Below are 26,208 nucleotides of genomic sequence, written 5' to 3' on the forward strand. Positions count from 1 at the left end.
GAGGGGACATAAGTGAAGATTATCCAAACAGCACAAGGAAAAGATGAAAAGTTTTATGAAATAGAGGCTCGAATGGTTGAGTCTGAGAAAAAAGATGAAACGACTCTATTAACAGTAGACCCTTCACAATCATTCCAGAAAATTATGGGATTTGGAGGAGCGTTCACAGAAGCAGCGGCTTATACATTAGCTCAAATCTCCCCAGAAGATAGAATGAAAGTCATTGAAAGCTATTTTGATAAAGAGAAAGGGCTTGGGTATACATTAGGCAGAACTCATATTCACAGCTGTGATTTCGCGTTAGAAAATTACACCTATGTGGATGACCATGATACAGACCTAAACACTTTTTCAATTGAAAGAGAATTTAAATGGGTACTTCCATTAATTAAGGACGCTAGAAACATAGCCGGTGAAGAAATCACCATCTTGTCCTCGCCATGGAGCCCTCCAGCATGGATGAAGACAAACAATGATATGAACCATGGTGGGAAGCTAAAGGAAGAGTATCGTGAAGTTTGGGCTCTTTACTATGCGAAATATATTAAAGCAATGGAAGAGCAAGGGATTCCTATTTGGGGTGTATCCGTACAAAATGAACCGGAAGCAACGCAAGTTTGGGATTCATGCCGTTATACAGCTGAAGAAGAACGTGATTTTGTGAAACATTATTTAGGCCCAGTTTTAGAAAAAGAGGGGCTTCAAGATAAGAAAATCGTTGTATGGGATCATAACCGTGATGTCGCATATGAACGTGCAAAAGTCATTTTCTCTGATCCAGATGCAGCCAAGTATATTTGGGGAACAGGTATTCATTGGTATGTTTCAGAAGAGTTTGAAAATCTATCAAAAATTCATCATGACTTCCCTGACAAACATCTTCTCTTCACAGAAGGATGTATTGAAGGCGGAGTAAAGCTTGGTGCGTGGCATACGGGTGAACGATATGCTCGTAACATGATTGGGGATTTTAACAACTGGCTAGAAGGCTGGATTGATTGGAATATTGTCCTAAATGAACAAGGGGGACCTAACCATGTTGGAAACTACTGTGATGCTCCAATCATAGTAGATACGAAGACAGGAGAAATCCATTACAATAGCTCTTATTATTACATTGGACATTTCAGTAAATATGTAAAGCCAGGTGCAGTCAGAATTAAGCATGAACTTAATACAGACAGCATCCAAACGGTTGCTTTCCAAAATGCAGACGGAACAGTAGTAGTTGTCCTGATGAATGCTACTGATACAACAGAAAAAGTAAACGTATCTATAGGTGACGAGCTTCGTGAAGTTGAGCTGCCTCTTCACTCTATTTCAACATTAATAAAGTAAACTATTGCTCTCTAACTAAACTTTGTAAGTAGCGTTTCCTTGGATGACGCTACTTACATGGATTTTTTCTATATTCCCTCAATAAAAACACTCCTAGAGATACCTCATGCTTAAAAAGTATTGTACGAAAAGGAGGTGGTGGTGAAGGCGGTACCTCGTTTATAACTAAACTAACCTTATGATAAGGAGGAAGAAACTTGAAAAGAATTCTATTAGTTTTACTATGCTTTTTTCTTATTTTACCTACAGCAGCATTAGGGAATCAAAATCAAGAAAAAGTAAAGAAGTCTAGTAAATCAGAGTGGGAACTTGTGTGGTCCGATGAGTTTGAAGGGAAAGAAATTGATCGCACAAAATGGACGTATGATCTAGGAAACTGGATTGTTGATGAAGATGGTAACGGAGTCGCACCAGGATGGGGTAACAATGAGAAGGAATTTTATACGGACTCCAGTGAAAACGCTTACGTAAAAGATGGAAAGCTTATAATTCAAGCGAAAAAGGAAAAAGTAACGGATCAGTTTGGAACGTATGATTATACTTCAGCAAGATTAAAGTCAAAAGGCTTATTTAGTAAGAAATATGGTCGATTTGATATTAAGGCAAAACTTCCTGTAGGTAAGGGATTATGGCCAGCAATCTGGATGCTACCAGAAGAAGATAAATATGATGGTTGGGCTGCTTCAGGAGAAATTGACATTATGGAGAGTTGGGGAAGTAAACCGCATACAGTTGCTGGAACCATCCATTATGGAGAAGTATGGCCGAATAACAAATATACAGGTAAAGAGTATGAACTACCTAAGAATAGAGGAATTGATTCATGGCACACGTACTCACTTGAGTGGGAACCAGGAGAACTTCGTTGGTATGTAGACGGAAAGTTATACCAAACTCAAAATAACTGGTATTCCAAAGGACGTAACAATGCCACAAAATATGCATACCCAGCACCATTTGATCAAAATTTTCATCTAATTATGAACTTAGCAGTAGGCGGATGGTTTGATGGAGACCCAGACGAATCGACTATTTTTCCAAAGAAAATGGAAATCGATTATGTTCGTGTCTATGATTTAAAAAAGAGAGAGTATCAAGAGCCTACAGAACCTGTTGTTGAAAAAATCGTTTTACCTGAAGGGGCAAAACAACCATTAGAAGATGGAAATTACATCTACGATAATCAATATGAGCAACCCATTACAGAAGTAGATGCTGGTGGTAAGGCACTAAATGCAACGTATTGGAATTTTGTTCACCTACCTGATTTTGGCGGAAATGGCTCCATTAACGTTGACTCCATTAATGGTGTTAATTATGCGAAGATATCACCTTCAAGTCCTGGTAATCAACTTTATTCTCTACAATTAATTCAGAATCTTTCACTAGGTAAAGGTGGTAAATATAAAGTTAGCTTTGACGCAAAGTCTACGGGTAATCGTAATATGATGGTAAAACTCGGAGCAGGTGCTGAAAGAGGTTGGACAAAATATTCAAATGAAGAGACGATTTCTCTAACAGATCAACTACAAAGCTATGAATTTACATTTGATATGTTGGCAGAGACAGATCTTGCGTCTCGATTAGAATTTAATCTTGGAAATAATGGATTAAACCCTGTATGGATTGGTAATGTTCGTGTGGAAGATGTTACGGGTCAGGCTGAGGACGAAAACGGTCCTAAACAACCATTACCAAACGGAAACCATGTGTATAACGGAACATTTGATCAAGGAAGAATGGACCGAATGACATATTGGAATCTTGTTACCAATCAAGCAGTTGCCACGGCAAGTGTAGATGAGGGAACAAGAGAACTACAAGTAAAAGTGACAGATGGAGGAGCACATCCAACAGATGTTCAAGTTGTTCAAAAAGGTATGTACCTATTGAAAGGCAATGAGTATAAAGCAACCTTCAAAGCTAGAGCCGAACAACCAACTACGATCCAAGTCGACGTAAGAAGTAAAGATGGTCTAGTTAGTTATTCTGAAGCACAAACTATCAATCTTACGACAGAAATGGCAGAATACAGTCTTGTATTCACGATGCCTAATGAGGTAACGGATACAGAAGGGCAACTAATCTTTAATCTTGGTGGGCAAGACAACGTCTTCTATTTAGATGATGTCGTTCTTCTGAAAACATCAACAAAGATAGATTACGGGCAAGTAGACTTATTCCCGTTAAAGAATGGTCAGTTTGCAAATGGCTTTGATTCTTGGGGCAGCTATGTGCACTACGATGCGAATGCTGCGCTTTCTGTTAATAGTCAAGAAGAAGCGATGATTGAAATCGGACATGAAGGAAACGAGACATGGAGTGTTATTCTTGAACAAAGTAACTTAAAGTTATCAAAAGGTGTCGAGTATATTGTGTCATTTGATGCGCGTTCATCAGCACTAAGAGATGTCGAAGTTACAGTAGAGAATGCTCAATATGCTAGATTCTTGAGTGAGAAACCTAGGTTTACTAATGAAATGAGCCGTTATAGCTATACCTTTACCATGCCATCCGATGATACGACGAGCTTAAAGTTTTTATTAGGAAAGAATAGTAATAGTCCAGTAGGCAACCATACAATTCATATTGACAATGTGGTCCTACAAGTTAACAATGCGCCACAACCAGAACCGGTACCAACCACAACGCCTGGCATTGATAACGGAGATTTTAATAATGGAGATGCGCATTGGTCGTCATGGTGGGGAGATCAATGGAGTGGATATGCTGTAGGTAGTGCTACAGTAGAAAACAATGAGATGAAAGTTTCAATATCTCAAGTAGGTGGTGCTTCATATGCGCCACAAGTGTATCAAAAAGATTTATACTTTGAAAAAGGTAGCACGTATACGGTTTCGTTTGATGCTAGAGCCGATGTGGCCCGTAAAGTCAATGTGAACATTGGAAAAGAGCTAACGACAGACCCATGGTTTATCGCATATGCTCCAACGAGTACATTTGATTTAACAAGCGAGATGAAGACCTACACCGTTACATTTACGATGACAGAAGAAACATATCAAGATGGAAAACTAGTTTTCGAGCTAGGAAATATCGCGAATGGAAATGCTGCAACAAATGTGTTTATTGACAATGTTAGAGTTGTAAAAGAGTAATGGTGAGGTAGTAGGACCTTGCAAAGATGCAGAAAAGTAGCTAGTAATAGCTGCTTTTTTGCTGTTCCTGCTTTTCGTGAAATGACGGAGTTAGATCGTGAAATAATGCTAAAAAACGTGGAATTCTGTAAATTTTCGTGGAATAAGTATTACAAAAGTTGAAATAACACATATTTTCGTGGAAAAAACAAAATGAAGTAGAGACGGACCATGTATAGGCAGGATCTAAAATGCTAGAAATTAAACATACCCATAAAAAAGTACTATAAAATACATCTACATACTAAATAAAGCCCTATTTCAGATAAATTCACCATAAATCAGAACAGATTTATCTTAAGAGAAAGCCGTCGACAAGCAAACACAATGAGTGGCGGTGAAAACGAAAAGGCATGAGCCCTATGGACTCATACCGAATAGACTACTTATACGTTATGATTCTAGTTATTTATGGAGTTACCCAGATACTTCTAGGTTCCTATCTTCTCTGATTCAATTCTACTAGAATTTGTGGGTATTGTTTATCGAGCTTATACATCCACATCAATACAGTCTGCAGGATGGCTAAAGCAAACGGAATATAAATATTAAGCGATAAAATCATCGTTTTAGCTGATTCGCTTTGCTCTTCTATACCTCCAACATACCCACCAAAAGCAAGTAGCCAACCAATTAGTGCCCCTCCAAGGCCGGCACCTACCTTCATGCCAAAGCTAGCCGCACTATTCACTAAGCCCTCTGTTCTAACACCGTATTTCCACTCTCCGTATTCAGCTGTGTCATTAATCATGGCATATAAGAACACGATAATAGGGATGAGTCCAAATCCTTGAATAGCCGTTCCAATTAAGAATATAGTTGCGCTTGATGGATCCATTAGTTTGACAATAGGACCTAAGATTCCAATGATTGATACAATTAAAGCAATATTACGCTTGCCAAACTTTCCAACCAATTTTGCCATGAAAAAGAAGCAGATAATCGTTGGTAAAAATAGTAGTAAACCTACTAATGAAAAGTATGCAGCATTCCCAAGAATGTATGTCGTATAATACAAACCTGCTCCTGCTAAAAGAGCATTTAGTGTATAAGCAATGACACAATATAAGGTGATGATCCTCCAATATTTATTGTTGAATAATGCTTTTAAGCCTGTTTTCAGAGGAATCACTTGGTTGTTTGTTTGATTGGATGCCGCACTTACACGTTCTTTTGTTGACCGGAACGTTAGGTAACTTGTAATCATAATGATGACGCCACTAATAACGGCAACCGTTGTCCAACCAGCTTTTCCACCGATGGCACTTGCCACGGGTTGAGCAAATATCATAATGGTTAACGTACTTAACATCGTAAAAACGCCTGTGTAGATATTTAACACAGACCGTCCATAAGGTGCTTGCGTCATGAGACCTAACAAGGTTTTAAAAGGAATGGAAACGGCCGTATAAACTATTATAAGAAGGATATATGTAACATAGGCATACACGATTTTACCTGTATACCCAATGTCTGGTACGGAGAAGAGTAGAATGGTAGTAATACCTAACGGAATACCCATCCAAAGGATCCAAGGTCGTGCTTTCCCATGCTTGGATTTCGTGCGGTCTACTAAAGTTCCCATCCCAATATCGGTCACCCCATCAAAAAGGCGAGCAACTAACATAAGGGTTCCAACTACACCAGCTGCAATCCCAGCTACGTCGGTATAATAGAAGGTGAGGAATGTTCCTACCAATGTCCAAACTAGGATGACACCGAAAAAACCTAACCCATAATTCAACATCTCCTTATGGCCAGGAGTCTCAACACGTGATGTGCTTGAATAAACTTGTTGTTTCTTTTCTGCTAACATTCATTTATCCCCCTTTTTTATTGATTAGTGAAGTATGTAAACGATTTCAAAATAGTTTACTAAGTTTACATACCAACTGGTTAGTATATAGTTATTATACATATATTTTTAGATAATTGTATATATTCTAAAAATAAAAAAGCAGTTCGGTTCAAATTTTCAATATGAAAAATTAAAAAGGACAGGCATATAACCCAATTCTAGTTTCAGAAGATGTTTATAATAATTAGATTTTGATAGAATAGTTTTTAAGTAATTGAAAAAGAATGGGAAAAGTAATAACCTTTAGATCATATAGAATTGATTGTTATAATGGTAATAAGCCATATATTGGAGGTGGGTATTTCATTGGATGTCAAAATGCAGTCAACAATTATAGACTTCTTAAAGGATAGAATTGCCCCTGATATCATTTATATATTTGGTTCAACGGTTAAAGGTAGATCCAACGGAAGCAGTGATATAGACATTGCTTATCAATGTAAACACCCAGTTGATCAATATCAAAATTTTCTGTTGGCGCAAGAATTAGCTGTACTTATAGATATGGATGTAGATTTAATTAACTTACATAAAGCTTCAACAGTCTTTCAAGCACAAATTGTTAGTACAGGCAAGGCGGTATACTATCTAGATAATTTCACACGTATGAATTATGAGATGAAAACCCTTAAAATGTACGCAAAATTAAATGAAGAACGACAAGAAATTATTAAAAGTGCTCAGGAAAGTGGGTTTATATACCATGAAGAATGACGTTATCTTAAATAAGATAAGCATAATTGAACGTTGTGTAAGAAGAATTAAAGAAGAATACGAACATAACTCAGAAAATCTTAAAAACTTTACAAAACAAGATTCAATTATACTTAATTTGCAACGGGCATGTGAAGCAAGCATAGACCTAGCCATGCATATTGTTGCTGAAAACAAACTTGGTTTACCTCAAAGTAGTAGGGAAGCTTTTTCATTACTAGAATCATCACTAATCATTTCTCCTTCCTTGAGTCAAAAAATGAAAGCGATGGTTGGATTTAGAAACATTGCAGTCCATGATTATCAAGAAATAAACTTAGTCATCTTACAAAAAATTGTAGAAGAACATCTCGGTGACTTTTTGACGTATACAAAAACCATACTATTAGCTGATATTTAAACTAGACGTTGAAACAATTCACCAATGGAGAGTGGGAACCGTGGCAAATGGAGAAGAACAAGCTACGATTCGTTTTGTAGTAACAGGGCTATTACTTGGAATTTTAATGGCAGCGATGGACAATACCATTGTCGCAACGGCCATGGGAACGATCGTGTCTGATTTAGGTGGCTTTGATAAGTTTGTGTGGGTGACTGCCTCTTATATGGTGGCGGTTATGGCAGGAATGCCGATTTATGGGAAGCTATCCGATATGTATGGAAGGAAACGTTTCTTCATTTTCGGTTTACTTGTCTTCCTAATTGGTTCTGCCCTTTGTGGCATAGCTCAAACGATGGAGCAACTTATTATATATCGAGCGATACAAGGTGTTGGTGGAGGTGCTTTACTTCCGATAGCTTTTACCATTGTATTTGATATTTTCCCACCAGAAAAACGAGGGAAAATGACGGGTTTATTAGGCGCCGTTTTTGGAACGGCGAGTGTTCTTGGTCCTTTACTAGGGGCATTTATAACGGACACGCTAAGCTGGCATTGGGTGTTTTATATTAATGTCCCAATAGGGATCTTCTCGTTTTTCTTTATCTTTCGTTACTATAAAGAATCATTGGAGCATCGTGAGCAAAAAATTGATTGGTGGGGAGCTATTACACTAGTCATTGCCGTGGTTAGCTTGATGTTTGCGCTTGAACTTGGTGGCAAGGAATATGAATGGGGATCTGTACAGATTATTTCTCTTTTCGTTAGCTTTGCTTTATTTTTCTTCGTCTTTTTATACATTGAAACCAAAGCGTCAGAACCGATTATTTCGTTTTGGATGTTTAAGAGTCGATTATTCGCGACAGCACAAATTTTAGCCTTTTTATATGGTGGGACCTTTATTATTTTAGCGGTATTTATCCCCATCTATGTTCAAGCCGTATATGGCGGATCCGCGACGAATGCTGGATTAATTCTAACACCTATGATGCTAGGATCTGTGGCAGGGAGTATGATTGGTGGAATCTATCAAACCAAGACTAGTTTCCGTAATCTGATGATAATTTCCGTTATCGCTTATGCGACAGGGATGTTCCTACTCGGAACAATAACTCCTGATACAGCCAGAATGATGTTAACCATATATATGGTCATCGTAGGGTTTGGGATGGGTTTTTCTTTCTCGCTTCTACCAGCTGCATCCATCAACAATCTCGAGCAGAGATACAGAGGTTCAGCCAATTCAACAAACTCATTCCTACGTTCACTAGGAATGACACTAGGAGTTACCATTTTCGGAATTATTCAGAATAACTTATTTACCGAGAAGTTAAAAGAAGGATTTAGCGGATTTCCAGGTGGTGGTGCGAATCAGGGGAATCCATTAGAACAATTCGGTGGAGATATGCAGCAAATCTTTCAATCTGACGCCCGTGCTAACATACCAAAAGAGATTCTTGACATTATTATTCATGCTATGTCAGATTCAATTAGTTTTATCTTTATGATTGCGTTAATTCCAGTGGCTTTGTCTGCTATTACGATTATGTTTATGGGAAATAGTCGGGTGGAGACGGAAAAGACCATGTCGAAGTCGTGAATTTTAAGGTGAACAAGAAGTTGATAGGAGACTGAATCCATGCATAGGATTCAGTCTTCATTGCGTGCGTGTTACTTATATTATCTAATCATCATTCAATGCAAATGCTTGGTGGGATAAAAGGACAAAGACTGTGTCAATACTTGCTACTCAGTACTGCTCTATGGATTATACTGTACACGATATAAAACTATAGCAAGAAACAAAAAAGACACTGAGAAAAGCACAGTGTCTTGACTACTTTATACAGAAAAGAGTTTCTAAAACAAGTTCTTCTAACCCAACCTACGCCGTTTCCCTTGAAGCCCAGCCCGCAAATTTCTTATGAATTGGCTTCAAAAGGAGATAATCCATTAATAAGGCAAAAAAACCAATTAACAAGATTCCTAGCAAAACAGATGAAGCATTTCCAATCTGACCATTAAAAGCAATAAAATAACCAATCCCTGCATTTCCACCGATCATTTCAGCTGCTACAAGTGAACGCCATGAAATCGCAAATCCTACATACACCCCACTGATTGCTGCTGGAATAATCTCTGGTAAGTACACATAATAAGTCAGTTTCCAACCCTTGGCACCTAATGTTTTCGCAGCTCGAATGTGTGATTCTGGTATCATATTCATACCTTGTATGACATTAATGACGATGGGAAAAAACGATGCTATGATGATGACAGCAATCATTGGTGCATCACCTAAACCTAGTAATATAATTAATAGTGGTGCCCATGCCATTGGTGGTGTCGCTTGAAAATACGTAACGAGTGGCATCAGAAAATCACGGAATGTTCGGGAAGCACCTGCTAAAATACCGATAAGAAAAGCAAAACAAGTTGAAATGAGAAAACCTAGTACAAGTCGTTTCAAGCTAAGAAGGATGTGGAGCTGGATTTCTCCTTTCCCCCATTGTTTGATTCCTTCATGAAATACATCAATAGGACTTGGAAAAACGTAAGAAGGGTATTGTGCCGATACCATGGTCCAAACTAGAACTACAAAAGGTATTGCCAGCCACCCTATTTTTTTCTTCATTACTCCTTCACGACTCCTTCAACCACAGTTAGGTCAAACAAGCTAGAAACGTCTACCTCTTGATCGACATATCCAAGTTCAAACGCTACATCTGCAAGCTGTTGGTAAAAATCAAAATCCGACTGACTAAACTGCCAATCAAATACCATCTTTTCTTTAGCCTGAGCAATCACATCTACTGCCTTCACTCCAGCAACATCTTGAATATTAAACACATCTACTAACACTTCGTTTCCATCTTCTTGATCATTATTCAAGTAGCTGATGGTTGATTGATGAACTTCCATAAAGGCTTTAATTGCCTCAGGTTTATTTTTCAACGCATCTTCAGATACGATAATAACAAGAGCTGGATCTTTTTCTTCAGCAATTTGCTTTTTTCCGTGCAATAATGCATATGTTAGGAACGGTTCATTTAATACCCCAGCCTGTGCTTGGTTAGAATCAATCGCCGCTTCAATATTTGGCTGTTTAAATTCTTGTATCGTTACATCCTCATTTAATAGACCTGCCTTTGGTAAAAGAAGGCCACGTGTAATAATATCAACACCACTTCCACGCTGTACACCAGCAATCACACTGCCCTTTAATTGGTCTAAACTAGTAACCTCACTACCTTCTGAAACAACGACTCCAATACTACCTTCGTTTACTTTTGAAATGACTTTCACCGGTAGTCCACGTGATGCCCAATTTACTAAAGCTGGAACACCTGCGTAGGCAACATCTAAATCGCCCGATGCAAAAGCTTGATATAATTCCGGACCAGAGTTGAAACCATACGTTTTTACGTCTAGTTTTTCTGCAAAAAACCCTTTTTTATCTGCTACAATTCCAGGGGCATTCGCGAGAATTGATACATATCCAATATTTAATGAGGGTTTTTTTGCTTCACCTTCTGTTGATTGTGCTGTTTCTTGCGTTTGCTCATTAGCACCACATGCAGTCATAAACATAACTGACACCATTATCATACTTAACATACTCATCCATTTTTTCATCTTTATTTCCCCCTATGTTTGTTGCCGCTCGAGCCGTAAGAACTCATATAGCCTTTTTTGATAATCGTTATAGGCAGAAGAGGTACGATCTCTAGGCTTTTCTAGTTCAATGTTTACGATCTCATTCAACGTGCCATCTTTACTTAACAAAATAACGGTGTCTGATAGATAGATAGCTTCATCAATGCTGTGAGTCACAAGCACCGTTGTCATACTTAGTTGCTGATGAAGAGAGAGTAATTCCTCCTGTAGAACATCTCTTGTCTGTGCATCAAGTGCACTGAAAGGTTCATCTAAAAGCAGAATACTAGGCTCAGTGACTAACGTCCTAGCCAGCGCTACTCGCTGTTTCATCCCGCCAGATAAAGATGAAATAGGAAAATCAACGTAAGAGGTCAAACCAACCAGTTCAATCATATCTCTTACTTTTTGATCACGTTTATCCTTAGGAAAATTCTGCATTTTTAACCCAAACTCAACATTCTTATATACGGTTAGCCATGGGAATAATGCTAAATCTTGAAAAACAAAGCCTCTATCTTGTGATGGTTTTTTCACTTGCTCTCCATCAATTTTAATGGTCCCTTTTGTGGACGGAAAAAAACCTGCCAATAAATTGAGTAATGTTGATTTTCCACACCCACTCGGACCTACAATAGAAACAAAAGAGTTCTTCTTAATATTAAAAGAGATATCATGTAGCACCTCTGAGTGTTCATTGTATTGAAAGCCTACATGATTTGCATGTACAAAATCCGTTGACATTACCTTATCCCTCCCTCCATTAGAGCGCTAAATATGCCCATCCTTCTGCTTGTCTTCTAACAAGGTGAGCCACACCTGAACCAGCTGTGCCAACACTACATGACAAAGCTTCGACCTGTAGATTTTGCCTTGTTAATGTATTATTGCAAACAATAAAACGTACTCCCTTTTCCAGCAGAGATTTTCTTCTCTCCGAAATCACGGGATCTTCTGTTGTTACAAGCTCTAATCCATCACCAAATACGACAACCTCACACTCAGTCCATTCATCTGCCAAACTCTTGTGAAGGTTGAGGATATTATTCGTGATTTTCATAAAATAATCAGTACCTTGTTTATTAACTTGTATAACTACTTTCATTATAAACACCACTATCCTTATTATCCTTAGTTGAATACTAGGATTTTAAAGGATACAGGTTGAATTTGTCAAAGAATTTATTTCAACACAAAAAAATGGTGGTGCCAAAGCCTAGAAATGCATATCTCATGCCTAGATTTGACACCACTATTTTTATTATTTTATTACTTAAGGTTCGCCTAAATTGGTAATGATTTATTTTCGTTTGAGGGAATCGATTCTGTATAGAAAATAAAGAAATTAAAGTGGAGAGAATAAACAGTGTACATGCGAAAGGGAATATAAAAGTGCATTCTTAATGAAAAATATTTAAAGGACGATACTCTTACTTATAGGTTGAAGTAAGAGTATCGTCCTGAGTTTCGAATTTATTGCAATCATATGTATGTGGCCGCTTTTGCCGTAACTTACTATAAAAAAGTTTTAAACCACCACTCCTCAAAGTGGGTGTTCGTAGAAACATTCCTGTGTGTCCTCCATGTCGTATAGACAGAGGCCTGTCATTCCTGCTTCAAGGTAAAACTCCCTAATATAGCATAAAGGTTAAAACTTTTTTATCATTACGAACAAAGCAGCGTGTTACCTAATACTACCCTACTGTAGCTCATAATTCAATGGAAATGGTTGGTGAGAGAGGCCAAAAACTACCTGGAGTTAATAAAATAAACGAGGTGATCCGTCCATTCTTCCGCTTCATAGATAAACCCTTTTCTGATACATTCAAACGTCATTCCGACGCTTTCTGCTAATTTAATAGAAGGTGTATTGTCTAGGTTGATATGCGCCTCAACGCGGTGATAACGTAACTTTTCAAATGCAAGGGCAAGGGCGGCCTGTACTGCTTCTTTACCATATCCATTTCTCCAAAACTGATTATGTATGGTATACCCGAATCTTGCCCACTGAAACTCATCTCGCATAATGGTTGAAAAATCTACGGCACCTAAATGCATTTGATCTTCTTTACGAAATATGCCAAAAACATACACTTTATCTTCTAAAGCCATCTGTTGATGGTTATCTACCAAGTTTTCAAACCATTCTTTTGTACAGATGTCCATATTCAATTTGCCGTCATCGTACTTATGTTGTGACGGCATACGATTCGAAAATTGAGTTAACCAACTTACATAATCTTCGTTATGATAAGGTCTAATTATTAATCGATCTGTCTCTATAGAATCATGGAAACTTTGCAATTCAACACCTCTTCTATACGTTTATTAATTAAGGCTCTTTTCTGTGAAAAAAATCTTCATTTAAGAAGGTAGCTAATTTTCATATATGGGTTGAGAGCAGTTGCTCATGAATGTTTTCTAAGACTTTGTTGCTTTTTAGGCTAATTTTTATAATAACTGTCCCTTTTTAATACTCTAAAATCGAAGTGATAATCGTTAAAAAAGAGCAACTCTCTCTATTTGAAGAACTGGACTACTGTACTGTACTACCTAGTAAAAAGTGTTCCAGGCACGAACTTGTAATTCCAGATTATTAACCAAGTTCTTATTTTAAAGTGAAAAAAGATCTTGGACTTCTTCAGATGCTTCCTTTAATGCCATCTCACAGTCGTGATCAGAATCATGGATGTGTAGGAGATTACACGTTGAAAATTTTCCTTTACCTTCTTTTGTGATACTCCACATGTTTTTACCCCAATAATAGTTGGTAAATTTAGTATACTAAATATTACAAACAATGGACGCACTAAATAATTTCTGATAAATCTATAAAATTCTATATTTCCTAAATTTCAACAAGATTAGAAAAATATTATTCTATACTGTACAATGGATTATATAGGTTAAAAGTGGTAGAGAAAGAAGGGACCTTACTTGGCAATTACGACGCCTGAAAATATATTAAACCCTGAAGTGGCATTTACGAAGAACATAAATATAATAAATGGTACACATATCTTATATGTATCATCTAATCCTGATTTATATATTGATAATGCAGTTTCTTATGTTTCTAGCGGGTTAACGCTTGGACAAGCAGTTGTATTTATAGATGATAGAGGAAGGTATAACAAGGTTGTTGAAAGACTTTTTGAAAAAGGATTTCAACAAGAACAAGTAAATAGAATTGTGTTTGCTGAGCATAACGAATTCTATCAAACTGAAAAATACCTAGATGTCAAACCAATCTTAAGAACATTTTCAAGCTTGTTAGAGCCACTCGTGACCAGTGGAGTACCAATCCGAGCATGGGGAAGAGTAAAATGGATACCTGGGCAATGTTGTTTACCAGAAAAACTTAGAGAGTATGAAGGTGCAGCAGATGATTTTATTACCAAGGTAAAGTGCTTAACCGTTTGTGCTTATGATGGGGAAGAATTGCCGTCAACCGTAATGATGGAGATCGTAAAGCATCATCAATATATTATGTCAGATACCGAGATTGCTTTATCAGGCTTTTATAAAAAGGAGAAGCTATCACCATCCATTATGATAGATGCAAGCTTGGAAAATTCTCTTGAAAAGTTTAAAGACTTACAAAAGCTCTATTCAGAGTTTATTGAAGAAATGCCTGACTCTGTTTTTATTACGTTAAACGGAGTAATTGTACATATTAATAAGGCTGGTTTAAAGCTCATGGATTGTGCACTCATTGAGCTAATTGGTAAGCCAATTTTGGAAATTGCCGAACCGACTAGTCATGAATTACTAAAAGAACGTCTAAATATGCTAAAAAATGACGGTAAAATGCCACCTACAGAAATAAAGCTTTTGAAGACAGCTAACGAGACAATAGACGTAGAAGTAGTTTCCTTTCCATTTATGTTCGAGGAATACTTAAATGATACAGAAATTATGGTAGTGAGAGACTTAAGGGAAAGAAAAGAAAATGAAAAATTAGCCATTAGAAGTGAGAAGCTTGGAATTGCTGGTGAACTGGCGGCAAGTATTGCGCATGAAATTAGAAACCCACTTACAGCAATAAAAGGTTTTATTCAACTAGCAAAAGAAGGCTTTACGAAAGTGGATATCTTCTCAATCCTTGATAGCGAAATTAATCGTATAGAGACCATTGCTAGTGAGCTATTAGTGTTAGGTAAACCAATTTCTGAGAGAAAGCAAAGATCTGAAGTCGGGATCATCCTTCAAAATGTATGCACCTTAATGCAGTCACAAGCGAATATGGCTGGCATTCATATCCAATGTGATGAAATAGAGCCTAATCTTTTTATTGATTGCAATGAAGAACAACTCAAGCAAGTGCTGATTAACCTGATTAAGAATGGGATTGAAGCAATTGAGACGAGTGGAACGGTAAAGGTACAGCTAAAGTCACACAATCAAAAAGTAATAATTAAAATAGAAGATAATGGTAAAGGGATTCCAAGACATATTCAACATAAATTAGGTGAACCTTTTTACTCAACGAAGGAAAAAGGAACTGGACTAGGGATCATGGTTTGCTATCGAATTATCGAGCAACATAATGGAAAAATTGAATTCTCTTCTAAAGAAGGGGAAGGCACAACTTTTATGATTGAATTGCCATTACTATAAATAAAATATACATAGTTAAAGGGACGATACTTTTGCTTTCGAGTGGAGCAAAAGTATCGTCCCTTTACTATTATTTTAATCAAATAAAAAAATATACTAATCATGAGTAATCGGGAGTATTTGGGTGGATCATATAGGATATGTAAGTATATGTAAGGTCATGTAATCTATTCTTTATATTTACAGAATATTTAAAATGTATACAGCGGTATCGAGTTTGTCAATCATGGGATTAATTTTATATAATATTCATCGTAGAATTAGTCATTCATCATAGAATTTAAATTCGTGTGTTGAATTTTATTTACTAGAAGGTGTCAGGATGAAAGAGTTAATAGAGCAATATGAAAGCTATCTAAAAGAAATGAAGAAGGAAGAAAGCACGATTAAAATGTATGTCCACGAAGTAAAACAATTTAATGTATGGCTCGAAACCAGACAAATCGGACTAGATCAGCTAAAGCGGGAAGATGTTCTTCAGTTTAGAGAACATTTAGTTGAAAAAGGAAATAAAGTGGCTACCATTAATAAACTTCTCTCCACATTACGATCTTTTTTGGTGTGGGCAACCAAGAATCATTACGTTCAAGTAAACATACCTGAAAATCTTCGCCTTCATGAGGAAAAACCAAATACTCAAGTTAAATGGCTAAATATTGATGATGAATCAAAGCTTTTAGAGATTATGTCACATGAGAAAAATCCATTCAAAAAGGCGCGTAATGAAGCTTTAATCTATGTACTACTCTATGCAGGACTTCGCGTGGATGAACTTTCACAATTACACACGAACGCCATTAGTGAAAAGACCATAACAGTCTATCATGATGGAAAATTCTCTAGAGACATCCCTGTTGATGACCAAGTAATTGAAAAACTGCACATTTGGATTGAAGTTAGGAATAAAGCAGGGAAATCAGTATATCTTGATAGTCCATTTATGTTTGTGACAGAGCGTTCAGGAAGGATGCAGCCAAGATCCATTCAGTTTGTTGTAGAAGGATATAGTGACAAATTAGGTTTTCTAATTACCTCTCAAATTCTGAGAAATACGTATTGTCGAAGATTAGTCGAAAAAGGATTTAGCGTTGAACACGTTAAACAATTTGCAGGCCATAAATCAATTGTTACTAGTTACAAATTTTTCTAGTCATTGATTTAAAATATATAGAAATCATTAGGGGGAAATGCAATGAAGAAGCTTGTATCAATCATGTTTTCAGTACTTTTAACTTTTGGACTTACTGCTTGTGGTAATGGAGGAGGAGAAGTCGAAAGCGGAAAGATCGTAATTTCAGGTAAGAAGTTTACAGAACAAGTTATTCTTACCCATATCGTCGCTGAGTACTTAAAAGAAAATACGGATTTAGAAGTAGAAGTGAAGGAAGCTCTAGGTGGAGTATTTGTATTACAGGAAGCAATGAAAATGGGCGATATTGATATGTACGTAGAGTACACGGGAACAGGTTATCTAAACGTGCTAAAAAATGAATATACACCAGGACAAAGTCCGGATGAAATCTATGAAGCTACCAAAAAAGGATATGCAGATGAGCATAACGTAACATGGTTAGAGCCTTTAGGATTTAACAACACTTATGCACTAGGATTAAGAGGAGACCTGGCTGAAGAATTAGGATTGAAAACATATTCTGATCTTGCAGAAGTAGCTCCAGAATTATCTTTTGGTGCAGACCCTGAGTTCTTTGAAAGAGGAGATGGGTATGATGCATTAGCAGAGGCTTATGGATATGAATTTGGTGAAAAGAAAAATATAGATCCAGATTTACAATATACAGCGGCTAAAGATGGAGAGATTGATGTGATCACAGCCTTCTCAACGGATGCAAGAATTACGCAATATGGTTTAACCATTTTAGACGATGATCAGGATTTCTTCCCTCCATATTATGCAGCACCAATTGTTAGACAAGAAGTGTTAGATGCAAATGAAGGACTTGAAGAAACCATTAATGAACTTGCGGGTATTCTATCTGATGATCGCATGAGAGAGTTAAATGCTCAAGTTAACTTAGATAAAAAACAACCGAAAGACGTTGCAATAGAATTTTTACAGGCAGAAGGATTAATAGATTAATAGGTGGATAAATACTATTAGGCTGTGTCACTTCTTTGGTTACACAGCCTCTTCTGTAAGTTTATAAGTGCTGAAGGCTCTTTTTGTAGATCTTGTTTTAAGAACCTTACCATCAAAATAAACAGCAATATCTGCAAAGTGAGCTCTACCATGAACATTCAAAGAGTGAGGAGATTTTTATGATTAAATTTGAGAACGTCACGAAAAAATACGCAGATGGTTTTGTTGCGTTAAAAAACATAAATTTAGAAATTAACAAGGGTGAGCTAGTTACTTTAATAGGACCCAGTGGATGTGGGAAAACCACAACGATGAGAATGATCAACCGCTTAAATGAACCTTCATCTGGGAAGATATTCATTGATGGTCAAGATATTTCGACCATTGATCCTGTTGAATTAAGACGAAATATTGGATACGTGATTCAGCAAATTGGTCTCTTCCCACATATGACGATTGAACAGAATATAGCATTAGTCCCGAGGTTAAAAAAGTGGGATCCCACTCAATATAGTAAACGAGTGGACGATTTATTAGACTTAGTAGGATTAGATCCTTCTACTTTTAAGCACCGTTTTCCATCTGAATTAAGTGGTGGTCAGCAACAGAGAATAGGTGTTATTCGGGCTCTTGCCGCAGAGCCAGATATTATTCTAATGGATGAGCCATTCAGTGCACTAGATCCAATTAGTAGAGAGCAACTTCAAGATGATATCGTTAGTTTACAAGAAGAAATTCAAAAAACGATTGTATTTGTTACTCATGACATGGATGAAGCTATCAAAATTGCCAATCGAATTGCGATTATGAAAGATGGCGAGATTGTTCAATTAGATACTCCAGATAAAATATTAAGACGCCCAGCTAATGAGTTTGTTAAAGGGTTTATCGGTGAAGAACGATTAAACCAAGGTGCAACGGAATTACCTTCTGTAACTGACCTTATGCATACCAATGTAGTCACCTCATCTCCTAAACGTGGACTTGCAGAAGCATTCCGTTTAATGAAGGAGAAAAAGGTGGATAGCCTTTTTATTACAGATAAATCAAAGTCATTCTTAGGTACCGTATCTCTTAAAACGTTAGATGAAAACTATAAAAACGAAAACCTGACGCTTGCAGATATTATGAAATCTACGATTAAAACATTAGAGGCTCATGCAGTCGTGACAGATGTAGCTGAAATCTTCCATGAAAGTGATGTAGGCGCCATTCCTGTTCTTGATGGGAATAAGCTTATTGGAGTCGTAACAAGAGCAAGTATGATGCGCGGATTAGCAGATTGGAAGCACATTAGAGGAGGCAATGAGTAAAATGGAATTGATTAATACATTCATAGATCGTAAAGAAGACATATGGATTGCTTTCCAGGAACATATTTTTTTAGCCGGTATTGCAATGATTATTGCGATTGCGATCGCCGTTCCACTTGGAATCGTCCTGACAAGAAATAAGAAAATAGCTGAACCGATTATCGGTGTAACAGCAATTATCCAAACCGTACCAAGTCTTGCATTACTAGGGTTTATGCTTCCGATTTTCGGAATCGGGAAAGTCCCTGCAGTAATTGCCCTAACGCTATATGCACTTTTACCTATTTTACGAAATACCTACACAGGAATTTTAGGTGTTGATCCAGCCCTTGTGGATGCAGGGAAAGGAATGGGAATGACATCTAGACAAATTCTATTCATGGTAGAACTTCCATTAACCTTACCAATATTAATGGCGGGGATTCGAACCGCAACGGTGTTAACGATTGGTGTAGCTGCTCTTGCAACCTTTATTGGTGCCGGTGGTCTAGGTGATTTAATTACAAGAGGATTAAATGTAATGGATAAAAATCTTATCTTAGCCGGAGCGATTCCTGCAGCGATTTTAGCCATTGTATTTGATTTTGGTTTGAGAAAGCTTGAGGATAAAGTAACACCGAAGGGATTAAAGTCATAATTCTATTTACTATTTGTTAGAAGGTCATAGTATACAAGGTTTAAAGAAAGTTCCTTTGTATACTATGTATTTTAGTATATAAAGAAAAAGAGCTACTTATTATTCCTGCTTAAAATCGCCCCTATACCGGCACCAATCGCAGTCCCACTGCTTAGGCCTAAAGCAAGATTATCAAAAAGTATGCCAAACAATGCGCCTAAAGCAATTCCGGATACCATACTATAAGATACTTTGTGATGTGATGGTTTACCGCTCATCATAATCCCTCCAACAATTGTTCATTATATCATTCCTTGCTTGAACAGCCACTCCTCAAACTTTTTTGCTCCGACAGAATAATCAAGTTCCTTTATTTCGATAGAAAGTATTCTAATACCAAAGCCATCTAAGTAGAATTCACGATCTTGAACAAGATGGCTCAAACCATATTGCTCAACATCGAAAAAGAAATCCCAGACTTCATGTGATTTTCTTTTCAGAGCAATCGCTTCTAGGTCAAAGCCATTTTCATAATAACCTACGTGTAAATGATATCGATCATCATATAACAATATTTAACACCACTCTAACTTTATATATATATTTATTACGAGTAGGTAAAAAAATAGTTTCACATATTTAGAATAATAAGTTCTATGAGGATACAGACCTCCATAGTTATTTAGGGAATCTTATGGGGGTGGTTATGTGCAGTTTTATTACGGAAATCAAATGCCGTTACGGATCCTAGATGAAGCAGAATTTTGGAAGCATCAGGAAGAGGAACACACTGTCGTTATACGTGAACTTGTGAAGGACTTAGAATCGGAATATGTGAACGCATTAATAGAATGGGAGAAAGTCTTAGCTAACACTCACCAAACGGTTGTGAGATGGATCGAAACCGTCATCCGTTCAGGTCAAACGCTGTCTCCAACCTTATATCAAGAAGTACTAAAGCTGGTGAAATACTGTCTAGATGAAAGTTTGCACTTTATCCAGTTCTGTCAGTACATAAAAAACAACAGTGAACCTATTAAAAACAACCCTACAGCCAAAGTGGTTCTTGATCATATTATTCGTGAATCAGAGTACTTTGTAGGAATTGCTCAAACTCTACTATATTCATGAAAAAAGGACGGTTCTCATGCTTCCAAAAAGGAAGCATGAGAACGTCCCTAAAGATTCGTTACGTAGCTAGTGGAACTGCCTTAGGAACACTTTGTTTACAATATCCCTTTATAAACTCGATGGAAATCTGATTAAATAGCTCAGGCTGATCCACATTACATACATGACCACTATCTTGAATAACCTCTAATCTGGCTTGTTTACTCTTTTTGACAACTTCCTCTACAGAGTATAAAAACATATAATCCTCTTGTCCCATTACATATAAAGTTGGCGTATTTACCTTATTTTCTTCAAAGTATACGAGCAGAGGTGCAACATCATTCGTTAATTTAAACCATTTAATAAATTCCTTTTGGCATAGTTTCTTAGCTTGATTAACAAATAAAATACGAGATTCATGATGTCTCTTTTTAGGCATTAAGCACCAAGCAAAGAATTTATATAACCACATGTATGGAATAAATCTCTTTGAAAGATTACCCAGCCAAATCAATGTTTTAACACGAGTATTTAAGCGGATCACAGCTCCACCTAATACCATCGTTTTAACTCTAGTAGGATCGATTTCAGCAATATTCCTAATTAGTATGGTCCCTAATGAAATACCAACGAAATGGGCTTTATTAATATTTATATGATCTAACACTTCAATAATATCTAGGCTAACATTATCAAAGGAATATTTTTTGTTTAAGATCAGAGGATTTCTAGATTTACCATGACCTCTTAAATCTATTAATAAAACATTGAAATGTTTTTTAAACTCTTTCACTTGCTTATACCAGACAGATGAGCTCCCACCAGCACCATGAATGAAGACTACCCAATCATGCAAATCACTTAATTCATAGGTTTTATAATAGAGCATTTACTCTTACCCTCCTCTACTACTATTATTCTAAATGATTCTAGTAAGTTTATCATCAACTATTAAATGGTCATGATGAAAACATAAAGGGACAGTTCTCATGTTCAATTGAAAACATTAGAACCGTCCCATTGTTTTGCAATTCTATGAATATGCTCCGTATACCATTCTTTACGACACTATGATGAATGGATAAATTTTTATAATTGTCCATAAAAGTATGACACTCCATATGAGGAGGATGAGTGAACCAACCCACCAATTCTTTGGTTTCTTATTTTTTATCATATTTTCTGCTCGTATTTCACAATCCACAATGATTTCCTTAGGAATCATTCTTAAGGCTAATATGATGCCTATTGGAACAATAATTAAGTCATCTACATATCCAAGAATAGGGATGAAATCAGGTATTAGATCAATTGGACTAAACGCATACGCTACGACGCAAGCCGTAAATATCTTTGCATACAAAGGGACTCTTTCATCCTTATAAGCTAAATAGAGTACAAAAATTTGTCTTTTTACCTTTTTTGCCCACGCCTTTACATTCTTCATAATGACTCCTTTTGTAAACATGGTCCTTTATTCAATAATATAACATCCCTCATAGTAATCGGCTATTACTTAAGTTTAACCGTCTTTTATCTTTTATGGGGAATGCTGTTTGATAGATATAGAGAATAGCTATCATTATAATGGAATTAGCTTAGGAAAATTCGATACATAAAGGGTGAGTAACATGTATCAAGAACTAAATAAAATCGAGCATCGACCATTACCACTTCCGAGCAGTCCGTGGGTCATGACACAAAAATGGGATCAGTTGCTGTTTATGCATTGGCCTATTCCAGTAGATGAGCTTAAAAAGCATTTGCCACCACAACTTGAGCCTGATACCTTTGATGGAAACTCCTGGATTGGACTAGTTCCGTTTACGATGAATGATATTAGGGTTCATGGGTTGCCAAAAGTTCCGTATGCTTCTTCTTTTCTTGAATTAAATGTAAGAACCTATGTGACATATAAAGGGAAACCTGGTGTTTACTTTTTTACATTAGATGCCAATCACAAGCTAGCAGTAGCAGCTGCTCGAACCTTATTTTCATTACCGTATGTGCATGCTGACATGGAAATGAAAGAGATGAACGGAATGGTTGATTTTCAAAGCGAGCGAACACACCGAGGTTTTCCAGCTGCTAGTTTTCATGTGGCATATCGCCCTACTTCGCCTGTTTTCACAGCTGCAGAAGGAAGTATTGAACATTGGTTAACCGCGCGATATTGTTTATGGACAACGAAGGGTAAACATGTTTATCGCGGAGATATCCACCATGTAGAGTGGGAACTACAAAAAGCGGAGGCAGAAGTTAAAGTCAATAAGCTTGCCCCATTCTTACCGGATATTTATTTTAATCGTGAACCGTTGCTTCTCTATTCTTCTTCCATTCGAGCTTTTGTCTGGACACTAGCTCGGATGAGTTAAAGTTAATCATATAAAGTAAATAAAGGGGATGATTACATGAGCAAGGAAGCACCAATCGTCATTATTGGTGGAGGGATGTCTGGGATTATGGCTGCTCGGACGCTTAGGGAGCAAGGATATAAAGACATCTTACTAGTAGAAAAGAGCCGAAGTGTTGGCGGGAGAATGGCCACGCGTCGAATAGAGAATGGAAAGGTTGACCATGGCGCTCAATTTTTCACTGTACGAACGGAAAGGTTTCAGGGGTTTGTTGATGATTGGATGAAGAATGGGACAGTAAAACGTTGGTTCGGCGAGGATCATCCACGCTATTTTAGCGTAGAAGGAATGAATTCTTTCGCTAAAAAACTAGCAGCAGACATCCCAGTGCGGCTTCAAACTAAAATTGAAGAAATGAAGAAACAACCTGATGGTTACGTCTTAACAACAGACCAGGGGGAAACTATTCATGCAAGTGCGGTTATCGTTACAGCTCCAGCCCCACAAGCAAAGGCACTGATTGAAAGCGGAGGCTTACGGTTAAAAGCGGATGTCATACAAAAGCTTGAACAGATTGTGTTCCAACCATGCTTAGTAGGTTTATTTCATTTTATTGAGCCTACAAACCTTCCCAATCATGGTCATCTTGATGCAGAACTTCCGCAAGGTGTCTTGCGTCTAGTGGACCATGAGAAGAAAGGAATTTCTCCTATTGTTACAGTCAGTGTCTATATGACGGGAGAATGGAGTAAAGATCACTATGACCTTTCGGATGAAGAGGTTTTAGAAAAGATAAAGCAGTTAACGAGAGCCTATGTTAATGCTGACTCCCTTATTTCAAGTCAACTGAAGAAATGGCGTTATGCAGAGGCGGTCCAATTCTTACGCCAGCCTTTCTTGAATACAAACCTTGATCACCCTTTATTAGTAGCGGGAGATGCTTTTTTACACCCAGAGGACCCAGCAAAGAGCACTCGATTGGAAAGTGCATTCCTATCAGGGGTAGCTGTTGGAGAAGAGTTGATAAGACTACTTCAACAATATTCTAGTTAAGAAACTCCTTTTGTCGAAGGAGTTACTCATCTATGTTCGCTGAATTTGCCTGAAAGCAACTTCTAGAAAGGACTTTATATCATAATGAGGATATTAAGTTTGTAGTTTATGTGTAAAATGTTAAAATATCGATACTTATGATAGAAATAGGAGGAGTTAATATGAGTCATTTTTCAAAAAGTCGTAGCTCAGTTTTTGATGATGTAAATCGTGCGCCAAATCGTGCCATGATTAGGGCAATGGGAATTACGGATGAGGATTTTAACAAGCCGTTTGTAGGAATTGCAAGTACATGGAGTGAAGTTACACCGTGTAATATGCATATTGATGAATTAGCAAGAAAAGCAAAACAAGGGACGATTGAGGGAGGAGGAGCTCCTTTTATCTTTAATACAATTACAGTTTCTGATGGTATTTCAATGGGGACCGAAGGAATGCGTTATTCCTTGCCAAGCCGTGAAGTTATTGCAGATTCAATTGAAACTGTCGTTGGAGCACAGAATTACGACGGAGTAGTCGCAATTGGTGGGTGCGATAAGAATATGCCAGGATGCATGATCGCAATCGGACGTTTGAATTTGCCGGCTGTTTTTGTATATGGAGGAACCATTCGTCCTGGTAAGGTAGACGGGAAAGACATTGATATTGTTTCTGCTTTTGAAGCTGTAGGCAAATACAATAACGGAGATATAAACCGTGAAGAACTTCATACGATTGAATGTCATGCTTGTCCGGGCGCAGGTTCATGTGGTGGCATGTACACAGCTAATACAATGGCATCTGCCATTGAAGCGATGGGGATGAGTTTACCTGGAAGTTCATCAAACCCAGCAGAGACAGAAGAAAAATTACAAGATTGTATAGAAGCAGGACATGCCGTAATGAATCTATTGAATAAGGGGATTACTCCTAAAGATATTATGACAAAGAAAGCTTTTGAAAATGCCATTACCGTTGTCATGGCTCTAGGGGGGTCCACTAATGCTGTACTCCATTTATTAGCAATGGCTCACACCGTTCAGGTGGACCTTCAGTTAGATGACTTTGAGCGTATTCGCAAAAAGGTTCCTCACATTGCTGATCTAAAGCCAAGTGGCCGTTTTGTCATGGAAGACTTATCTAAAGTTGGTGGTGTTCCTGCTGTTATGAAGTTACTTTTAGATAAAGGATTACTTCATGGTGATTGTTTAACAGTAACAGGTAAGACTCTAGAGGAAAATCTTACTGAATGTCAGTCATTAAATGAGGGGCAAGAGATTATCTCCTTCGAACAACCAAAGCGTAAGACAGGTCCATTGGTCATTCTAAAGGGGAATCTAGCTCCTGAAGGCGCACTGGCTAAAATGTCTGGATTGAAAATTAAAAAAATTACTGGACCAGCTCGGGTATTTGATTCAGAAACAGATGCAACCAGTGCTGTATTAAATAATGAGATTCATCCTGGAGATGTGATCGTTATCCGTTATGTTGGGCCAAAAGGTGGTCCAGGTATGGCTGAGATGTTATCAATAACTGCGATTGTGGTTGGAAAAGGACTTGGAGAAAAAGTTGGTCTCATTACGGATGGACGTTTCTCTGGAGGAACACATGGGTTAGTAGTGGGACATATATCCCCTGAAGCACAAGTTGGTGGCCCAATTGCTTTAATTAAAGAGGGAGATATGATTACTATTGATAGTGAAGCACAGGTGCTTGCTGTTGATCTATCTTCAGAAGAGTTTGATGAAAGATTAAAAAATTGGAGTGCTCCAGAACAACATCTAAAAGGGGTCCTAGCTAAATATGCTCGATCTGTTTCATCGGCTTCAAAAGGAGCGATAACTGATTAGTTAAGAACACGTAGGGATGAACCAACCCCAGGAGGTGTTCATGAAAGGTAAAGCTCCCGATCAAGAAAACATGGTGAAGTAGCCATAAAAGTAAGAGTAAATAATAAA

At 37.4% G+C, this 26,208-nt stretch carries 25 protein-coding genes and 1 other RNA gene; 14 read left to right on the top strand and 12 right to left on the bottom strand.

Features of this window, described 5'->3' with window-relative positions:
• Positions 1-12 precede the first annotated feature (12 nt).
• Positions 13-1,338 carry a glycoside hydrolase family 30 protein gene (locus LT143_RS16935; RefSeq protein WP_418909848.1) on the top strand — a complete coding sequence of 442 codons (1,326 nt, stop codon included), beginning with the start codon at positions 13-15 and terminating at the stop codon, positions 1,336-1,338.
• Between the two features lie 197 nt (positions 1,339-1,535).
• On the top strand, positions 1,536-4,457 hold the full coding sequence (locus tag LT143_RS16940; protein WP_246944893.1) for a carbohydrate binding domain-containing protein: 2,922 nt from the start codon (positions 1,536-1,538) through the stop codon (positions 4,455-4,457).
• A 478-nt stretch (positions 4,458-4,935) separates the two neighbouring features.
• On the opposite strand, the gene LT143_RS16945 is transcribed toward LT143_RS16940, so the two are convergent.
• Positions 4,936-6,312 carry an MFS transporter gene (locus LT143_RS16945; protein WP_246944895.1) on the bottom strand — a complete coding sequence of 459 codons (1,377 nt, stop codon included), beginning with the start codon at positions 6,310-6,312 and terminating at the stop codon, positions 4,936-4,938.
• A 360-nt stretch (positions 6,313-6,672) separates the two neighbouring features.
• On the opposite strand from LT143_RS16945, the gene mntA reads away from it, so the two are divergent.
• The 3 genes from mntA to LT143_RS16960 are packed head-to-tail and all read left to right on the top strand — an operon-like array spanning position 6,673 to position 9,047.
• Complete coding sequence (gene mntA / locus LT143_RS16950; protein WP_246944897.1) at positions 6,673-7,068, top strand: type VII toxin-antitoxin system MntA family adenylyltransferase antitoxin; 396 nt, start codon at positions 6,673-6,675, stop codon at positions 7,066-7,068.
• A complete protein-coding gene (gene hepT / locus LT143_RS16955; protein WP_246944900.1) occupies positions 7,058-7,468 on the top strand; it encodes a type VII toxin-antitoxin system HepT family RNase toxin in 411 nt (136 codons plus the stop codon). The genes mntA and hepT overlap by 11 nt, the downstream gene beginning before the upstream one ends.
• Positions 7,469-7,508: 40 nt before the next feature.
• Entirely contained in the window at positions 7,509-9,047 is a 1,539-nt protein-coding gene (locus LT143_RS16960) for an MDR family MFS transporter (protein WP_336296629.1), read from the top strand.
• A 285-nt stretch (positions 9,048-9,332) separates the two neighbouring features.
• On the opposite strand, the gene LT143_RS16965 is transcribed toward LT143_RS16960, so the two are convergent.
• The 7 genes from LT143_RS16965 to LT143_RS20515 all read right to left on the bottom strand — a co-directional run bounded on the left by LT143_RS16965 (position 9,333) and on the right by LT143_RS20515 (position 13,852).
• Positions 9,333-10,082: an ABC transporter permease gene (locus tag LT143_RS16965; RefSeq protein WP_246944903.1), complete on the bottom strand. Its 750-nt coding sequence runs from the start codon at positions 10,080-10,082 to the stop codon at positions 9,333-9,335.
• On the bottom strand, positions 10,082-11,083 hold the full coding sequence (locus tag LT143_RS16970; protein ID WP_246944906.1) for an ABC transporter substrate-binding protein: 1,002 nt from the start codon (positions 11,081-11,083) through the stop codon (positions 10,082-10,084). The genes LT143_RS16965 and LT143_RS16970 overlap by 1 nt, the downstream gene beginning before the upstream one ends.
• Positions 11,084-11,095: 12 nt before the next feature.
• Positions 11,096-11,848 carry an ABC transporter ATP-binding protein gene (locus LT143_RS16975; RefSeq protein WP_246944909.1) on the bottom strand — a complete coding sequence of 251 codons (753 nt, stop codon included), beginning with the start codon at positions 11,846-11,848 and terminating at the stop codon, positions 11,096-11,098.
• Between the two features lie 19 nt (positions 11,849-11,867).
• Entirely contained in the window at positions 11,868-12,209 is a 342-nt protein-coding gene (locus tag LT143_RS16980) for a DsrE family protein (protein ID WP_246944911.1), read from the bottom strand.
• Positions 12,210-12,593: 384 nt separating this feature from the next.
• Positions 12,594-12,790, bottom strand: a non-coding RNA gene (ssrS, locus tag LT143_RS16985) — 6S RNA.
• Positions 12,791-12,853: 63 nt separating this feature from the next.
• The gene (locus tag LT143_RS16990; RefSeq protein ID WP_246944915.1) at positions 12,854-13,408 is read right to left on the bottom strand and encodes a GNAT family N-acetyltransferase; all 555 of its coding nucleotides are present in this window, start codon (positions 13,406-13,408) and stop codon (positions 12,854-12,856) included.
• A 309-nt stretch (positions 13,409-13,717) separates the two neighbouring features.
• Complete coding sequence (locus LT143_RS20515; RefSeq protein ID WP_272495846.1) at positions 13,718-13,852, bottom strand: hypothetical protein; 135 nt, start codon at positions 13,850-13,852, stop codon at positions 13,718-13,720.
• Between the two features lie 189 nt (positions 13,853-14,041).
• Between LT143_RS20515 and LT143_RS16995 the strand changes: the two genes are divergently transcribed.
• From LT143_RS16995 to LT143_RS17015, 5 genes are all read left to right on the top strand, one after another.
• Complete coding sequence (locus LT143_RS16995) at positions 14,042-15,724, top strand: ATP-binding protein (protein WP_246944917.1); 1,683 nt, start codon at positions 14,042-14,044, stop codon at positions 15,722-15,724.
• 322 nt (positions 15,725-16,046) lie between these two features.
• On the top strand, positions 16,047-16,874 hold the full coding sequence (locus tag LT143_RS17000; RefSeq protein WP_246944920.1) for a tyrosine-type recombinase/integrase: 828 nt from the start codon (positions 16,047-16,049) through the stop codon (positions 16,872-16,874).
• A 42-nt stretch (positions 16,875-16,916) separates the two neighbouring features.
• Positions 16,917-17,822, top strand: coding sequence for a glycine betaine ABC transporter substrate-binding protein (locus LT143_RS17005; RefSeq protein WP_246944922.1), 906 nt, complete (start codon positions 16,917-16,919; stop codon positions 17,820-17,822).
• 179 nt (positions 17,823-18,001) lie between these two features.
• Entirely contained in the window at positions 18,002-19,135 is a 1,134-nt protein-coding gene (locus LT143_RS17010) for an ABC transporter ATP-binding protein (protein WP_246944925.1), read from the top strand.
• Position 19,136: 1 nt separating this feature from the next.
• A complete protein-coding gene (locus tag LT143_RS17015) occupies positions 19,137-19,772 on the top strand; it encodes an ABC transporter permease (RefSeq protein WP_246944928.1) in 636 nt (211 codons plus the stop codon).
• Between the two features lie 92 nt (positions 19,773-19,864).
• Here the strand turns inward: LT143_RS17015 and LT143_RS17020 are convergent, their stop codons facing one another.
• Entirely contained in the window at positions 19,865-20,029 is a 165-nt protein-coding gene (locus tag LT143_RS17020; RefSeq protein ID WP_246944931.1) for a glycine zipper domain-containing protein, read from the bottom strand.
• A 24-nt stretch (positions 20,030-20,053) separates the two neighbouring features.
• On the bottom strand, positions 20,054-20,323 hold the full coding sequence (locus tag LT143_RS17025) for a DUF3986 family protein (protein WP_246944935.1): 270 nt from the start codon (positions 20,321-20,323) through the stop codon (positions 20,054-20,056).
• A gap of 136 nt (positions 20,324-20,459) precedes the next feature.
• On the opposite strand from LT143_RS17025, the gene LT143_RS17030 reads away from it, so the two are divergent.
• Positions 20,460-20,882 (top strand): DUF2935 domain-containing protein, encoded by a 423-nt coding sequence (locus LT143_RS17030; RefSeq protein WP_246944938.1) that lies wholly within the window; start codon positions 20,460-20,462, stop codon positions 20,880-20,882.
• A 58-nt stretch (positions 20,883-20,940) separates the two neighbouring features.
• Here the strand turns inward: LT143_RS17030 and LT143_RS17035 are convergent, their stop codons facing one another.
• The gene (locus LT143_RS17035; RefSeq protein WP_246944942.1) at positions 20,941-21,753 is read right to left on the bottom strand and encodes an alpha/beta fold hydrolase; all 813 of its coding nucleotides are present in this window, start codon (positions 21,751-21,753) and stop codon (positions 20,941-20,943) included.
• A 171-nt stretch (positions 21,754-21,924) separates the two neighbouring features.
• On the bottom strand, positions 21,925-22,311 hold the full coding sequence (locus LT143_RS17040) for a YkvA family protein (protein WP_246944945.1): 387 nt from the start codon (positions 22,309-22,311) through the stop codon (positions 21,925-21,927).
• A 184-nt stretch (positions 22,312-22,495) separates the two neighbouring features.
• Between LT143_RS17040 and LT143_RS17045 the strand changes: the two genes are divergently transcribed.
• The 3 genes from LT143_RS17045 to ilvD all read left to right on the top strand — a co-directional run bounded on the left by LT143_RS17045 (position 22,496) and on the right by ilvD (position 26,100).
• Positions 22,496-23,239 carry a YqjF family protein gene (locus LT143_RS17045; protein ID WP_246944948.1) on the top strand — a complete coding sequence of 248 codons (744 nt, stop codon included), beginning with the start codon at positions 22,496-22,498 and terminating at the stop codon, positions 23,237-23,239.
• 36 nt (positions 23,240-23,275) lie between these two features.
• Positions 23,276-24,271 carry an NAD(P)/FAD-dependent oxidoreductase gene (locus LT143_RS17050; protein ID WP_246944950.1) on the top strand — a complete coding sequence of 332 codons (996 nt, stop codon included), beginning with the start codon at positions 23,276-23,278 and terminating at the stop codon, positions 24,269-24,271.
• A gap of 161 nt (positions 24,272-24,432) precedes the next feature.
• The gene (ilvD, locus tag LT143_RS17055) at positions 24,433-26,100 is read left to right on the top strand and encodes a dihydroxy-acid dehydratase (protein WP_246944952.1); all 1,668 of its coding nucleotides are present in this window, start codon (positions 24,433-24,435) and stop codon (positions 26,098-26,100) included.
• Positions 26,101-26,208: the final 108 nt, after the last annotated feature.

This window comes from Bacillus pinisoli (assembly GCF_023036475.1).
Taxonomy (GTDB): domain Bacteria; phylum Bacillota; class Bacilli; order Bacillales; family SA4; genus Bacillus_BS; species Bacillus_BS pinisoli.